The organism is Streptomyces sp. NBC_01352 (assembly GCF_036237295.1).
Classification (GTDB): domain Bacteria; phylum Actinomycetota; class Actinomycetes; order Streptomycetales; family Streptomycetaceae; genus Streptomyces; species Streptomyces plumbiresistens.
This window is the reverse complement of record NZ_CP108354.1, coordinates 6678307-6691918: the sequence shown is the minus strand read 5'-3', so window position 1 is coordinate 6691918 and position 13612 is coordinate 6678307. Positions and strand designations below refer to the sequence as shown.

Sequence of the window (13612 nt, the reverse complement as noted above, 5' to 3'; positions counted from 1 at the left end):
GTGACCCCTTCCCCCGGTTTCCAGCCCAGATGGTTTAAGTCGTCTTACAGTGGCGGTAACACGACCGAATGTGTTGAAACTTCATTCGTTTCATCCGGCGTGCTCGTACGCGACTCCAAGCGGCCGGGAGACCCACCTCTTGCATTTTCGGCTGGTGCGTGGAGCCGGTTCATAGCCAGAGCGCGGCATGGGCTGCACCAAAATCTCCGGACAGAAGAACCAAAGGTCAGCAGCAGGAGGCGGCTCAGGGCACGGAATTAAGGGCTTTGACGAACGCGGTTGGGGAAACTAGAGATGCGTTAGCCTTCAGGTCAAGTTGGGGTTGATGTTGGGCTTCAGCATGTGGATCTCCGTAGTGATCGGCGAGCCGGGCGCCAACGGTGACTGAATGCCGGAGACCCGCACACCAGCCGCCTGCACCGTCAGCTACGCGAGCGCCGGTTCTCCTCCGCCTGCTTCGCCGCGAGTCCGCGCAGTACGGCCCGGTCCATCTTCGGAATAGCCTCCAGCAGCTCCATGAACCACGGCGCGATCCACGACGAGTCCCGGTGCAGCCACTCGTCCGGCGGCAGAACCGTACCCGGCTTCCATTGCGGTGACGGCGGCTCAGAGTTCCTCGATGCCGCCGCGAAGCCGACACTGGGCTCCCTGTCGTCGGGAACCCTCCGCCCAAGCTGAGCAGTCACGCCGATGAGCCACCACTGGAACGTCCAATGGGACGGGGAGGACGAATCGACAACAGCTCGTACGGCCGGGGATACGAGGCCCACCGACTGCAGTGCGACAAGCGCCAGTCCCTCCGGTGGGGGAAGTTGGGGAGCCGTCTCCTCGGTTACAAGCGGCACGTCGTTGTGGATCTTCGCATCGAAGGTCTCAGACACCCGAACGATCTCTGCGTACGTGTCCTCAGCGAGTTCGACGTTCAGGAACTCCCTGATCCCGCTGTAGAAGTTCAGCTGGGTCTCGATCCTCAGCTCCGCCCCTGCCCTCCGCTTCAGCTCGTCGACCAAGCTCGGCCACGGGCGCGAACTGCGAGTGCCGGAGCCGGATTCGTACCAGTCGTCTTTCGTGTCATTCGATACAAACAGCACTCGGCGACTAGGCTCGGTCAGCTGGCTGACGTGCTCGACAACCTCTTCCCAGAGCAAGAAATCGCCAGCGGACTTAAGAGGCGTGTCCTTGTCGGAGTCCGCGAACCCTGGAGGAATCTTGTTCGGGAAACGGAAGGCGGTTGCTTCCTCTAGGCGCTTGCGCAGCACTTCATCGTCCGGCTGCTGACCGACACCCTCTCCGTAGAGCTCCGCGACGCGGGGGAGGATCGGATCCTCCGCATCAGTCGCGTTCAGGGCCAGGCCGTGATCGGTTTTCAGCATGTCCAGGTGGCGCCTGAACTCGTCCCCGTAGACAGACAGGTGCTTGTCGACCTCTGCGTCTTTGACCAGTGCATCCAGGCTGGCTACCTCTTCCGGCGCCCGGGCGTACTTGTCGAGTTGCGTACGCACGAGGTTCTTGGCCTCAACAATCGCCTTGCGCGCGGCCATGAGCTTCTTGTTCACATCTGACGCGGCGTCCGCGAGCGCTCTTTTCCGCGACTCAAGCGTGCTGCGGCGGCCGCGGATGAACTCGAGGCCGACCTGGTACGGCATCCACAGTCGCCCCGCAGTCTGCTCGAGCGCCGACAGGACCTCTTCCCGGGAGGTCTCCGTGTACTCGTACAGGCTGAGGAGCACGTTCGTGTCGAGCACGATGATCCCGTTCTGGAAGAACGCGCTGCGCTCAGCATCCACCGCCGACGGCTGCGGCTGGAGCCATGCCGCGAACCGCTGCAGGAGTACCGGGTCGCTCATGTCCGCCTCCGGTTCAACCATCCATTGCTTTCGCAGGTGATCATCCTGGCACAGGCCGTCGGCAGCCGCGGGCGCATGCACGGCTACCGACGCCTATCTCCCATCACAGATCTCAACTTCCCCTGCAGTTACGCCTTCCTGATAGCAGTGAGCGTCGCCTACTACATTGCGTCGAAGTCGGCGATCAGGGCTGTAACCCGTGCTGGCGCCTTGTCGAGGAGGAAATCGTCGACGAACACCACGTCGGGAACGTTCCGGCCATCAGATGCGGCAGCGTCGCGCACGACACTGATGCGGGCGGACTGCAGCGACCCGTCAGCGGCCTCGAACGGGCTCTTGGCCGCGACCCAAACCCGCTCCTCGAAGAGAACGGCAGGTCCGGTGCCTCCGAGGTCGTCCACGAAGTCCGCGTCTTCGGACGGGAAGTCCGAAGCCCAGTTCCGCAGCAGGCCCGCAGCGCGTCGGGCGCGCTGATCGCTTGCGGCACCCCGGCCCTGGAGGATGGCGAGGAGGTCGCCGGCCAGTCGCCAGTCGAGCAGGCTGTGGTACGCCATGTTTGTGTAGTCGCGAAGGCACTGGTAGCACGAGCCTCGGCAGTCCCGACCATGCGCTCCTGTGGCGAAGGCCGCCAGCATTCTGTTCGCTGTAGCCATTAGCTGCTCGAAGACGTCGCGCTCAGCGAGGTGCGTGCAGTAGCCAGCACCGTTGTCCAGGGTGTCGGAGAGGAAGGCGAAAGTGCGCGCCTCGCGGCTGTCGGAGCCTGCTCCGTGGATGCCGGACGCGATCTCGTTGGGCTGCACTTGGAGGATTGAGCCTGCGGCGGTTCGGAGCAGGGCAGCAAGCGAGTACCAGGCGGCCCGCCTGCCTGAGCGGTCGTCCGGGAAGCCGGTGCTCTGGGGCACGGACCTGAGGTTGAGACGCAGGCCGAGAGCGGGAATCTCGCCGGCCTGAGGTCCGAGGAGGAACAGGTCGGTGTGTTGGGTAGCGCCGATGGCTGTGGTCAGCGGTTCCTCGCCGGCTGCAATGTCTTTCGTGAGCCAGGGGAACAGCTCCGCCGCCCCAGTCTCCAGGTATGCGCCGGACCAGCGTGCGGTCGGGGTGAGCTTCGCGAAGCTGAAGAGCCGACCGCCGTTGTCGTTGACCGCGAAGCGTCGGCCCTTGCCCGCGTGGACGACCATTCCTGCCGTCGCGATCTTCTCTGGCGCGCCACGCTCGAGATCGGCGGCCGTGCGCGGTGCCAGCGACCTCGCACGCCAGGCGAAGTTGCCGTCGAAATCACGGGCCTTGCCCCCGGAGTAGAAGCCGGCTGGTTCGCGGAGTTCGATCTCGCGGTATGACCCGTCAGCAGCTCCGCAGGCGCGGCAGGGCTGTGGAGGCGCGCCGTCCTCCTGCACTGGAGACATTTGCACTTCGTCCGCAAGGTGCCCGCAGGCACCGCAGATCCCGATGGGGATGGACTGCCCGAGCGGCTGATCCACGGCTCGCGGGGCCCTGCCCATCGGCTCGAACGCGACCACTCCGGTAGCGGTGTGGACCTGTCCGTCCTTCACCGTCTCGGCGCCGGGTGCGAACTGCGAGATGGCGATGTCCAGAGAGCGGTCGACGACTCCGCTCGGCGGCCACGGGTACGAGTCGAAGGGACGCTTCGTGTACAAGTACCGGGCCGACGTGGGGAATCCAAACATCGGCAACAGGCCCGACTCTGCAAGCCGCTGGCTGAGCTCATGGTGGCCGCTGGCTCGGTCCGCGATCCGTGCAACGCGGTCGACAAGCTCCGAGGCAACCCATCCCGCCGCCTCGGCCGGAGACCATATGCTGCGGGTCAAGTCGGCGAGGGCTTCAGCGAGCCTCCGGATCTCGGCCTCGTGCGACTTGATCCAAGCGCCGACGGCCTCGCTGACGACGTGCCAGTCGGCACAGTGCCCGAACTGCCCGTGGACGTTGCGGGTCGGATCGATCCCTGCGTCGTCCTCCAGTGCAACCTGCACCGCGTCAAAGGCCCGGCGCAGCACTTCCGCGGCGAGGACCCTCTGGTAGATGTCCTTCATGTCAGTGGACAGGTAGGGCCGCGGGGTCGCGTCGTTGGTGATGCGCTTCGGGTCTTGGAAGTAGTACTCGTCGTGGCTGCGGCCACGGCATACGGTCAGAGCGAGTGCGACCGGCGAGCTGCGGCGTCCGGCGCGTCCCACACGCTGCTGGTAGTTGAACCGGGTCGGGGGCATGTTGGCCATGAGAACTGCGGACAGCGGGCCGATGTCGACACCGGCTTCCATGGTGGTGGTGACGGAGAGGACGTCGAGAGTGTCTGGGAGCTCGTGCTCTTTGCCATCGAGGAAGATGCCCTGGAAGCGGGCTTGGCGGGCCTGAGCGTCGAGGCGGTCCGTCTGGCCGGTGAGTTCAGCGGTGTTGAGCCGGAAGTGCCCGAACTGCTTGCGTGCCATCCAGGCGTAGTAGTCGGCGTCGATGCTCTCGAACTGCTCGGGCTCTGCAGGCAGGGGCCGTCGGCATTTCGTGCAGATGCCGACGCCCGGGTGGAGATGGCGGCGATTGCATGTGGAGCAGGTCCAGGACGCAGTACTGCCGTGGCGCAGCGCGACGTGCTCGGGTTGGATGACGTATTTGAGGACTGCGCTCCCCCAGATCCGCTCTACCGTGGCTTGGAGGTCCTCCGGGTCCTGACCGAGGTAATCGGCTGCACTGGCCCAGAAATCACGGAGCTTCTTGGGTGGGTTGTCTGCCGGCTTGCGCAGTCCGGCGAACCGGCGCATGTGGCCGAGGATCCTCAGGCTCGTCCGGGCCAGGGCGGCATCCGACGCCCGCTCGGCTTCGAGCGGCGCCTGGTCGGACACGAGGGTGAGCCAGCCCAGGCCGAGAGATTCGAAGTCGCGCCCGGCGCTGCCGAAGAGGCCGCTGAGCAGTTCGGTGCTGAGGGATTCGCGCATGTCCTGGCGCAGTTGTTCCTGGCGCTCGCTCAGGGCGAGGCCGGATTCATCCCGTACTCCGTCGTTCCCCCCCTCCGGCCAGCGGTACAGCGAGGTCCAGGGCTGCGGCTGGAAGCCATTCTGGTAGGCCGTCTGCTGGAGGGACGCCTTCGGTCCACCGGGATTGGCGCCGAGCTGCACGAGGCGTTGAGCAACGGCGGCGGCGTGGCTGTCGAGACTGGGCACCCGGCTCAGAAGGCCGTAGAGCGCGGCCTCCTCAGCCGGGTCCGGGAGATCGTCGTCAAGGTCGTCGAGGCTCGCTGCATCCTGGGGTTTCTGGAGCTTCTCCCACGCGTCGTACGAATCTCGGTCCCGAGCCCTGAGCCGGTCGCGTGCGGCCTTGGCCATGTCCCTGTCCACAGAGTTGTCGGGCGACTTCCGGTAGAAGCCTGATACGGCGGCGAGGTCTGCCACCGGGTCGCCCTGATCCGATACCTCCTCGGCGAGGAGCAGGCGCAGCAGGTCCTGGTAGTGGCGGAGGCTGAGGCCGGCGGAGAGCTTGGCCGCGTCCTGTCGGCTGTCGGAGAAGACGACTGCCTGCCGGTTCGGGAGGAGCGAGAGGATCCCGGTGGTCAGGACCTGGTTGACCTTCTCGAAACCGGTGCGCATCGACCGGACCGGGGTGCGCATGCGGCGCGGGTCGCTCAGGCTGAGGTGCTCGCTCCCGGCCTGCCGCAGCTCCCAGTCGTCGCCGCATGAAGGGCACTGGGTCGGCGCCGCGGGAAGGTTGTCGGCCTTGAGCCGGGCGCTCCCCCTCTTGGGCCGGGGAACACTGATGTGGAACGACCAGCCGGTGTGGGTGCTCTGGTTCCGGAGCATGCCAGTGCGTGGGTCGTACTTGCTGCGCTTGAACTCGAAGCTGGCGCTCAGCACCCCCTTGTCGGAGGTGGAGTTCCAGGCGAGCTTGTCCGTGGCCGGTTCATCCTTGCGCGGCCAATAGACGATGTAATTGGCCGCGCTCGGCCCGAGAGCAGCAGCGTCAGGAAGTGAGTCGAGGTCGGGCAGGTCGGCGAGCAGGCCGGCTTCGAAGGGACGTCCCTTGGTGTTCCGGAATGCCGATTCGGGCGCGTAACCGCCGAGGAAAGCGTCTCCGCAGTTCTGGCAATAGAGGAGTTCGAGAACGCGGGCGTCGCAGCTGCACCGGGGTGTGGGCCGGGAATACAGCTTACCGACGGTCCTCTCGACGCCTTCCGGGCGCGGGGCATCAGGGCATGCGGGGTCTGAACAGGCCCACACTCCGGGGATGTTACGGAAGAAGAGATGCCCGCGGAGTTTTGGAGTGCCGACGGCCTCCGAGTTGCGCAGCGCGGCAAGGATTCCGCGCATCGCGTCCGTCTGGGTTGGAGCATCAGCGCCTGGGAAGAGCCGCGCAGCGACTTCCGTGTCGAAGTCCGCGATGAGCCGGTCGCCGTCACGCAGAGCATTGACAAACGCATCGGCTGCTCCAGTGGCAGCCAGAAGCGCTTCTGCCTCAGTAGGTTCGGGGGCGGTGCCGAGAGCCGCGTACGCAGGGGCGTGCTCGGAGATGTCGGTGCGTGTGTGGGGCGGCAGTACGAGCTGGCCGCCTAGTACCTCGAACCGGTCGCGGTCAGCGCCGAAGAACTCCTGCAGGAAGTCCAGGTCGCGGGGCGCCTCGAGGGATGCGGAGGCCGCGAGAATCCGGAACTTCTCCGGCTTGTCGTCCAGGCCGAGCCTGTGGCGCAGGTTGCGCAGGAGGAAGGCGATCTCCGTGCCTGCGGTGCCCCGGTACATGTGGAGCTCGTCGACAACCAAGGTGAAGCGGGCGTCCGGGACTTCCTCGAGCCAGCGGCGCGTCTTGTCGAAGATGCCCGCCTCGCGCGAGCGCATCAGCATGACGTTGAGCATGCTGTAGTTCGTGATCATGATGTCCGGAGGGGCCTGGATCATGTCCCAACGGGAGCGCATCTCCGCGCCGTCGAGCCTCGGGATGAAGAACCGGCCGTCTCCGGCAGCCTTTTGCGCTTGGCTCGAGCGCTCCTCCGTCGCAGCAAACTCCTTGCGGAGCGTCTTCACACCGGCGGTCGAACCGAAGTCGCCGGGGACCGGTGTCGCTCCGGTGTACCGGCCGAAGTAGAAGCGGTGGCCGGGTCGTGATCGCGCAAGCCATGTGCGGACACTGTTGCTGTCGAGGGCCTTGCGCAGGCGCATCATCTGGTCGTCGACGAGGGCGTTCATCGGGTAGAGGACCAGAGCGCGTACGGCAGCATGCCGACCGTTCTCGCCTGCCCGCTGCGGCTGGTACTCGCCGTCTGGGGACGCCCACCAGCGGTTGGACGGCAGTGTCCCCGCCGACCAGGCCTCGGATTCGCGGACGAGGTCGGCCAGGATGGGCAGCATGAACGACTCCGTCTTGCCGGAGCCGGTGCCTGCCGTGACGACGACGTCGCGCCCATCGCGGACCGCAGCGGTGAGGGCTCGGTGCTGGTGCTCGTAGAGCGACGGAATGCCCTGCAGCAGACCAAGCTGCACCAATTCCGCGAGGTCGGGGTGGGCGCCCGCCGAGCGGACGGAGTCCGCGATCCCCGCGTCCATCGTGGCGTATCGCGGGCGGACTTCCAGGAGGGGGCGCCGCCACGCCCCGCCGTCCACGTCGAAGAGGGCCTGCCTCTCGGCTTCCAGGTGCTGGTCAGCGAGGCCGAACGGCGTGTTGTAGTAGCGGAACAGCGCCTCTTTCAGGTGCTCGAACGAACCCAGGATGTCGACGTCCCGGCCGCTGCTGCCGGGCTCTTCCGCGACGGTGTCACTCATCATTCTCTCCAAGGTGCTGTCCGAGCGAGTCTGCGATCTTGATTGCTACGGCCTTGGGCACGTTGTCGTACGCCAGGTTCTCGGCATGCGCATTGATGCGCGGCGCGAGGCCGGAGCACATGACAGCCACGCGCCGGTGCAGGTCGGGCAGAGGGTAGCCCCAGTCGACGTAAAGGGTCCCGAACCTCTCCCGCCCGCAGTCCTTTTCGGGCAGCCAGCGGAGCACATCAGCTTCCGGGTTCCGGGACTCTAGGACGGAGTACACCCCTTCCTCGTGGCTGGTCTCGTACCACTCGCCACTGCGCCGAACTTGGCATACGCGCTTGCCTTCGCGCTGCTTGAGCCGGTAAAGGCCATCCCCCTGTGGCCGGCCTGCAGGCTGGTATTCCCGGCGGTCCAGGCTGTAGTGCTCCAGCGGTTGCCCGAACTCCGGTGCAGAAGTCCGCACTTCAAGTCTGAGAGGTGGAAGCAGCGCAGCGCCCTGGAGAGCGAAGCAGGATGTGTACTCGGCTCCAAGCTCGGTCGCCCACTGCGCCAGCCCAGCCTCGTCGTCGAACTGGACGATCAGCGAGACAGGCAGGGGGATATCCCGTGGCGGGCGTGCACTGGGCACTCGGAAGAGCTCTACCAAGCCATCTCTCACGACCTGATCTAGGCGATCGTCGAAAGCAGCCGTCCGACTCCCGGCCAGCACGGCCAGCCCTCGGGCCTGCGGCAGGCGCGTCAGTACGGGCGGTGCCGCGGACCAGCGCCTGTTGCGCCAGTCGATGTCCATGTGGCCGAGGGAGACAGCGTCGCGCAGCCAGCGGCCCGCCGCACCCGGCTCGATGTCCGGGCAGTGTGTGGATGCGAGCCACCACATGCCCTGCTTGACGTCGGACAGCGCGCCCGCTCCCCGCTCGCTCACCCAGCGCAGCAGCAGGTCTCCTGGATCTGTCATCAGGCTCCCCGCTTTCCGGCAATTGCTTCTGCCGCCGCTACATACCCGAGCCAGACCGGGGCGTGCGAGCGCTCGGCGGCGCTGAGTACCGCATGTGCCCAGGCGTAGTCGTCGTGGGATGGTGCAGGGTCGGGAATGTCCTCTGCTGCGGCCAGTGCCCGGACGGACCACCGGGCAGCCGTCCGGTAGACCAGCCACACATATCCTTCCGGCACCTCGACCTCAAGGCAGGAGCCGCGGGCCTCTTCCGGCAGCCGTGACACCATCCACGCTGGGACTGACTGCTGCTTGACTCTGCGCGCACTGCCGCGGTGATCGATCAGCACTGCTTCCAGGACATCACTACGCACAAGCTCGGTGGGCGGCAGCCTGAGGCTGTCCGGTGCATAAGCACCTCGGATGGCCGCGTCGGAATCGCCGACCTCGCTCAGTTCGCGCTGGGCGGTGCCGTTGCAGTCGTACCCGAGCATCCCGGTCCCTGGCGGAAACCCGTCGTGCAGCCCGTCGTGCAAGGTGAAGACCTGGCTGCTCTGCGCTGTGCCTACCTGGTGCTTCCCCTCGTCAAGAGGGACGAGGCTCAGTGGGAAGGGAATGCGGGGGTCGGCACGCAACTTCTCCGTGCAGCCGTCGAGCACGACCTCCACGAGCCCGTCCGGGGATTCACTCGCGGGCAGCAGCAGATCCGGGCCGCCGCCGCGGAGGAAGTGGCCTGCAACGCCGGAGCCCACCCGGTACTCGGGGGCGATGCGGAGCCCGCCGGACAACTCGGCGTGCTGGCGGATCTGAGGTTCAAGGACGTAGGCATGCGCTCCACCGCGATCCAAAGTTCTAGCGAAGGCACCCCCGTTGACCGCACGGACGCCTTTGAACAGCTTCCAACCCACCGCCGGCGCCGCCGTCTCGCGGACCGTCCGGCCGCCAAGAGCATTGACCATGGAGCGCACTTCACCGACGGCGGAGTCAGCGGCAAGGATCCAGTGCTGCTCGCCGGGCTCGAAGTACTCGGTGCTCACCCACTCGCCGAGGTACGGGTGCATCCGCAGTAGCACGACCTCCTGCGGCACCCATTCAAGGACCAAGGCCTCACCCTCGAGACGTACGCCGTAAGCCAACTGCTGAGGGGATGGCCGGAGGGACTCCAACCCTCCGTAGACGTCGCCATACTCCTTGCGGAGCGTGAAAGTGCGCCCGCCTTGTAGACAGACCTCTGTCTCGGGCGTCGCTTCGACAGCCTCGGCCAGCCAGTCCAGTCGCCTTCCGCGGTCCGCGACTAGGAGCCGGAGCCCGAGAGCCCGGCGCCGGTGCCCGTGCTCCGGCTCATGGAGGGTCCCGTCCCAGTCATCGGCAAGTCGTTTGAGGAGACTGGTGATGAGAGTCTCGCCAGTGTCGGCAGCCTTGGCGAGCTCCTCCATGAGCCGGGGGGACAGGTGCCGTTCCCGGCCCGCTGTCCAAACACGGAGCCGCCGCAAGAGCTCTCGGCCGGATATCTCGGTCCGATTGCGCGGCCTCAGGCGAGTCGTGGCAAAGAAACGGGTGAGGATCTGCCGGTCCGAACCGCGGACCAGCGCCTGGGAGATAGGGAAGCCGATCTTCCAGTAGAAGTCGTCAGTGCTCACCGTGCTGGTGCCGAAGAGACCACCCGTATCCTGCAGCCAGCTGTCCAGCTGCTCCCACATCTCAGCGACGTCTTCGAAGGCCTTCCTCAGCTTGTTCGCGCGGTAGCCGGACAGCTCCTCGCCGAACACCTGAAACCAGCGCTTGTAGAAGTTACTCCTCAGCATCCCGTCGGATGACGCCATGCGGGTAGCGGCCAGCACGGACAGGGCGAGCACCGGAAGGCTAGGCGGCGGCCCCTCGATCCCGCCGTTCACCCATAGCACGCACTCGCGCTGGACGTCGCTGAACAGCGGTCTTTCCGGGTCGCTCCAGTTGAGTTCCACGGCAACGGCCTGGGCCAGACTCGTTTCGATGCCGTAGAGCTCGGCGAGCTGCCGTTCAATCTCGTCATCGACATACAGGACGGTGCTTCGCAGCGCGTGGTCCGCGCCGAAGAACTCTGCAGCGAGCACCTCGTGCCATTGCCTGTACGCCGCTCTCATGGCTCTTTCCGCTCCCCCCGTATCCGCATTCCTGCTGCGGCACATGGAGCGCGCACTCAGCGGGCGCTTACCGCCAGGGGAGATGACGCAGCTGTCTGTCCGCAAGTCAGAGTAAGCGGCAGGAACACACTTGATGCGTGCGCCGGTCAATCACCTTACTGCGGTGGCCGCTTACACAGCAGGTCTATCTGCGATATTTGTGACCTAACCTCGATCTTTCGTGGGTGGTCTGCCAGCCCTTGCTGGCGGCCGATCTGCGTTTGGTGGTGTTCTTCGGGCGTGACGGTGGACCCGCTGCCCTTCATCCGGGCGCCGATGGTGAGCGCACAGTACGCGGAGACGCCCGGACCTGCAGCGCTGCCGTTGAGGACCACCGGTGACATTCGAGCTGCTCAACGGTCCGGGCATGGCTTTCCGGGCGACCGGCAGTCCTTTGAAGCAGATCTTCAGCGTGCGCTGGAGGCATCGTCCGAGACGGACCTCGACGCTGTTGCCGCATTGATCGTCAACTACCGGGGCAGGGTCCGCCTCTACCAGGATCCTGACTTTGACATCGCCGTACAGGAGGGCATTGACCTCACGGCTCGGTTGAAGCAGGAGGAACAGGGCCGGTAAGCGGCGTGATTGCGGCCGTAACAGCTCGGGCGGCCGATTGGGCGAAGGCTCTTGGAGCCGAGCAGGCACTGGAGACGCTCCGGCAGGAGCTGGAACAGGTGCCCAGGCTCGGCGTCCTGCTCGGCCCACCCCGTCAGAACGGCACCGAAGTCCGCAAGACCCGGATCGAACCCCGGGGCAGAATGCCAGGGCTCGCGGTGGCGTACGTGTACACACCGGCGCCGCCGCCTCCCACAGTGGCCATCGTCGCGGTGACCCCCGACGACGGCATCCCGGCTGAATAGTTCCTGGGCTGGGGACCGTCACCTGGCATCGAGGCAACGAACTACCTCGTGCCACGGCACTGTCGTCGACGCGGACGGCGACGACGAAAAGCTGTGACTCCTTGCCTGCGATCTCGGCGGCCATCAACCCAGGCGAGTCGCGCGGGACCGGTGATGGCGTACTCAGATCTGCCCGGTGCGACCTGGACAGCGTACATCCGGCGTCGGTTCGCACTCGGCTCGCTCTTCGCCAACCACGATGTGTTGATGACCGACCGGATCACGCTGCCGCGCTAGTGAGCAAGTGTCATGCATCGCTTGGCAGTGTTGTCCGTTGGGTAGGTCGCACGCCGACCTACCTCAGAGGAGGGACACGTTGATCAGTTCCATTCCGTGGCAGCAGCGATTGTCCACCGGCACGGAAGACATCCAGGACGAGATGATCGGCTGGTATCAGCAGACGCGGCACGGCAAGGCCTACGTCCCCACGATGATCTGGGGCACACTCCAGACCGAGGCATACGCAACCGTGATTCTGCGCAAAGTCGTCGATTTCCTGTGCGTCCCGGACGACGTGCAGGCAGGCGTCGCCAAGCGCATGGAGCGCCAACAGGTGCTGTACGACGGCGAGCACCACTACGACGTGATCCTCGGCGAACAAGCCCTGTACTCGAACATCGGAGGGCCCGGAAGTGATGCGCGGGCAGATGGAGCGTCTCCTTCGCGACATCGACCTGCCATCCCTCAGCCTTGGTGTCCTCCCAGCCACCGCCGACGTAGGTGTCCTTCCGAAGCCCGGCTTCAACATGTATGGAGACAGAGCCCACTACGAACTCGTCTCAAACAGCGTGGACATCACCGACCCGGATGAAGTCGCCCTCCACCACAAGGCATTCGACGCCTATAGCAGCGCTGCCTCCCACGGAGACGCCGCCCGCGATCTGATCGCCAAGGCTCTCGCTTTCTGGAACCGTGATTGACGGCACCGCCAGTCGCAGACAGACAGGCATGTTGAGCCAGCCATACAGTCAGACGCATGAAATCGCCACAGCCCACGAATCCGGAAACCGAGGCCGCACAGGGCCGTATCGCGCTCTGGCTCGACCCGGAGGACTTGCGCTGGCTGGCGCAGCACTGCTGTTGCGCCGACGAGGCGACGGACGAAGACAAGGACCGCTGCGGACGACTCCGCTTCCGGGCCGGCGCGGCCTTGCACAAGCACCAGCACTCGGTCGGCTAGGCGCTCTGGGACGGAGGCGTGAGGATCATGAAGATCCCGAACACGCCTCCGTCGGCGCCGGTGCGCATCGGCGAGATGCGGACAGCCGAGGGTGATCCGCAGATGCGGCGTAGTTCGCTGGGATCGGCTCAATACCCGATCGTGAACCGCCGCTGGACGAACCGCGGCAACTCCGCCTCGTCGATGAGGGCGACGGCCGCGTCCTCCATGGAGATGCGGCTGCGCCCGTCCGCGTCGAGGACCGGCTGATCCGTGCCGATCCGGAAGCGGGCCGTGCGCTCGCCGGGGGCGATGTCCTCCGCGGGGCTGAGGTAGGTCCACAGCCGGTTGGACGTGCGCAGGACGTTCAGGGCGTCGCGGTGTCCGCGTACCGCGGCGGCGTACTCCCTCGGCAGGCCGATCGCGTCGAGTGCCTCGTGGAGGAGGTCGTCGGAGTCCGCCCGTACGAGTCCGGGTTCGATCTCCAGGCTGCCGGCGCCGCCTATGACGATCAGCCGGGTTCGGGGATGGCTCTCCAACGCCTTCAGCAGGGTTCGCGCGGCGGTGGCGTACACGGTCGGGTCGGCGATCGAGCGGGCGACTGTGTCGGCGATGTCCTTTGCCGCGTTGCCGGGCTGGAATCCGCTGATCAACACGTCGAGACCGGGGAGCGCGGCGGCGACGCTGCCCGCGTCGAGGACGTCGATGTTCTTCCAGATGACGTTCTCCCGGCTCTCCTCGATCTTCGAGGCGTCGCGGCTGAAGGCCGTGACCTGGTGGCCCCGGTCGAGGGCTTCGGTAACGACGCGGCTGCCGATACCCCCGGTGGCTCCGATGACTCCGATGTGCATGGCCTCTCCCCAGTAGCTGTGCATACCC

At 66.0% G+C, this 13612-nt stretch carries 11 protein-coding genes and 1 pseudogene; 7 read left to right on the top strand and 5 right to left on the bottom strand.

The window, feature by feature from the left end:
• Window positions 1-261, top strand: coding sequence for a DUF397 domain-containing protein (locus OG252_RS31170; protein ID WP_329340251.1), 261 nt, complete (start codon window positions 1-3; stop codon window positions 259-261).
• A gap of 161 nt (window positions 262-422) precedes the next feature.
• On the opposite strand, the gene OG252_RS31165 is transcribed toward OG252_RS31170, so the two are convergent.
• The 4 genes from OG252_RS31165 to OG252_RS31150 all read right to left on the bottom strand — a co-directional run bounded on the left by OG252_RS31165 (window position 423) and on the right by OG252_RS31150 (window position 10636).
• Window positions 423-1847, bottom strand: a complete 1425-nt coding sequence (locus OG252_RS31165; protein WP_329340249.1) for a PIN-like domain-containing protein — start codon at window positions 1845-1847, stop codon at window positions 423-425.
• 161 nt (window positions 1848-2008) lie between these two features.
• Complete coding sequence (locus OG252_RS31160; RefSeq protein ID WP_329340247.1) at window positions 2009-7597, bottom strand: DEAD/DEAH box helicase; 5589 nt, start codon at window positions 7595-7597, stop codon at window positions 2009-2011.
• A complete protein-coding gene (locus tag OG252_RS31155) occupies window positions 7590-8537 on the bottom strand; it encodes a hypothetical protein (RefSeq protein WP_329340245.1) in 948 nt (315 codons plus the stop codon). The genes OG252_RS31160 and OG252_RS31155 overlap by 8 nt, the downstream gene beginning before the upstream one ends.
• Entirely contained in the window at window positions 8537-10636 is a 2100-nt protein-coding gene (locus OG252_RS31150; protein WP_329340244.1) for a hypothetical protein, read from the bottom strand. Before OG252_RS31150 ends, OG252_RS31155 begins: the two co-directional genes overlap by 1 nt.
• A gap of 279 nt (window positions 10637-10915) precedes the next feature.
• Between OG252_RS31150 and OG252_RS31145 the strand changes: the two genes are divergently transcribed.
• The 6 genes and pseudogenes from OG252_RS31145 to OG252_RS31120 all read left to right on the top strand — a co-directional run bounded on the left by OG252_RS31145 (window position 10916) and on the right by OG252_RS31120 (window position 12754).
• The gene (locus OG252_RS31145; RefSeq protein WP_329340242.1) at window positions 10916-11251 is read left to right on the top strand and encodes a DUF6247 family protein; all 336 of its coding nucleotides are present in this window, start codon (window positions 10916-10918) and stop codon (window positions 11249-11251) included.
• Window positions 11252-11256: 5 nt separating this feature from the next.
• Window positions 11257-11535 (top strand): hypothetical protein, encoded by a 279-nt coding sequence (locus OG252_RS31140; RefSeq protein WP_329340240.1) that lies wholly within the window; start codon window positions 11257-11259, stop codon window positions 11533-11535.
• Window positions 11536-11688: 153 nt separating this feature from the next.
• The gene (locus OG252_RS31135) at window positions 11689-11811 is read left to right on the top strand and encodes a hypothetical protein (protein WP_329340238.1); all 123 of its coding nucleotides are present in this window, start codon (window positions 11689-11691) and stop codon (window positions 11809-11811) included.
• A 142-nt stretch (window positions 11812-11953) separates the two neighbouring features.
• Window positions 11954-12145, top strand: a pseudogene (locus OG252_RS31130) (Scr1 family TA system antitoxin-like transcriptional regulator); the annotation flags it as partial.
• A gap of 76 nt (window positions 12146-12221) precedes the next feature.
• Window positions 12222-12494: a Scr1 family TA system antitoxin-like transcriptional regulator gene (locus OG252_RS31125; protein WP_329340236.1), complete on the top strand. Its 273-nt coding sequence runs from the start codon at window positions 12222-12224 to the stop codon at window positions 12492-12494.
• A gap of 56 nt (window positions 12495-12550) precedes the next feature.
• Entirely contained in the window at window positions 12551-12754 is a 204-nt protein-coding gene (locus tag OG252_RS31120; protein WP_329340234.1) for a hypothetical protein, read from the top strand.
• 128 nt (window positions 12755-12882) lie between these two features.
• Here OG252_RS31120 and OG252_RS31115 read toward each other — a convergent pair whose 3' ends face one another.
• The gene (locus OG252_RS31115) at window positions 12883-13584 is read right to left on the bottom strand and encodes an NAD(P)-dependent oxidoreductase (RefSeq protein ID WP_329340232.1); all 702 of its coding nucleotides are present in this window, start codon (window positions 13582-13584) and stop codon (window positions 12883-12885) included.
• Between the last annotated feature and the right edge of the window lie 28 nt (window positions 13585-13612).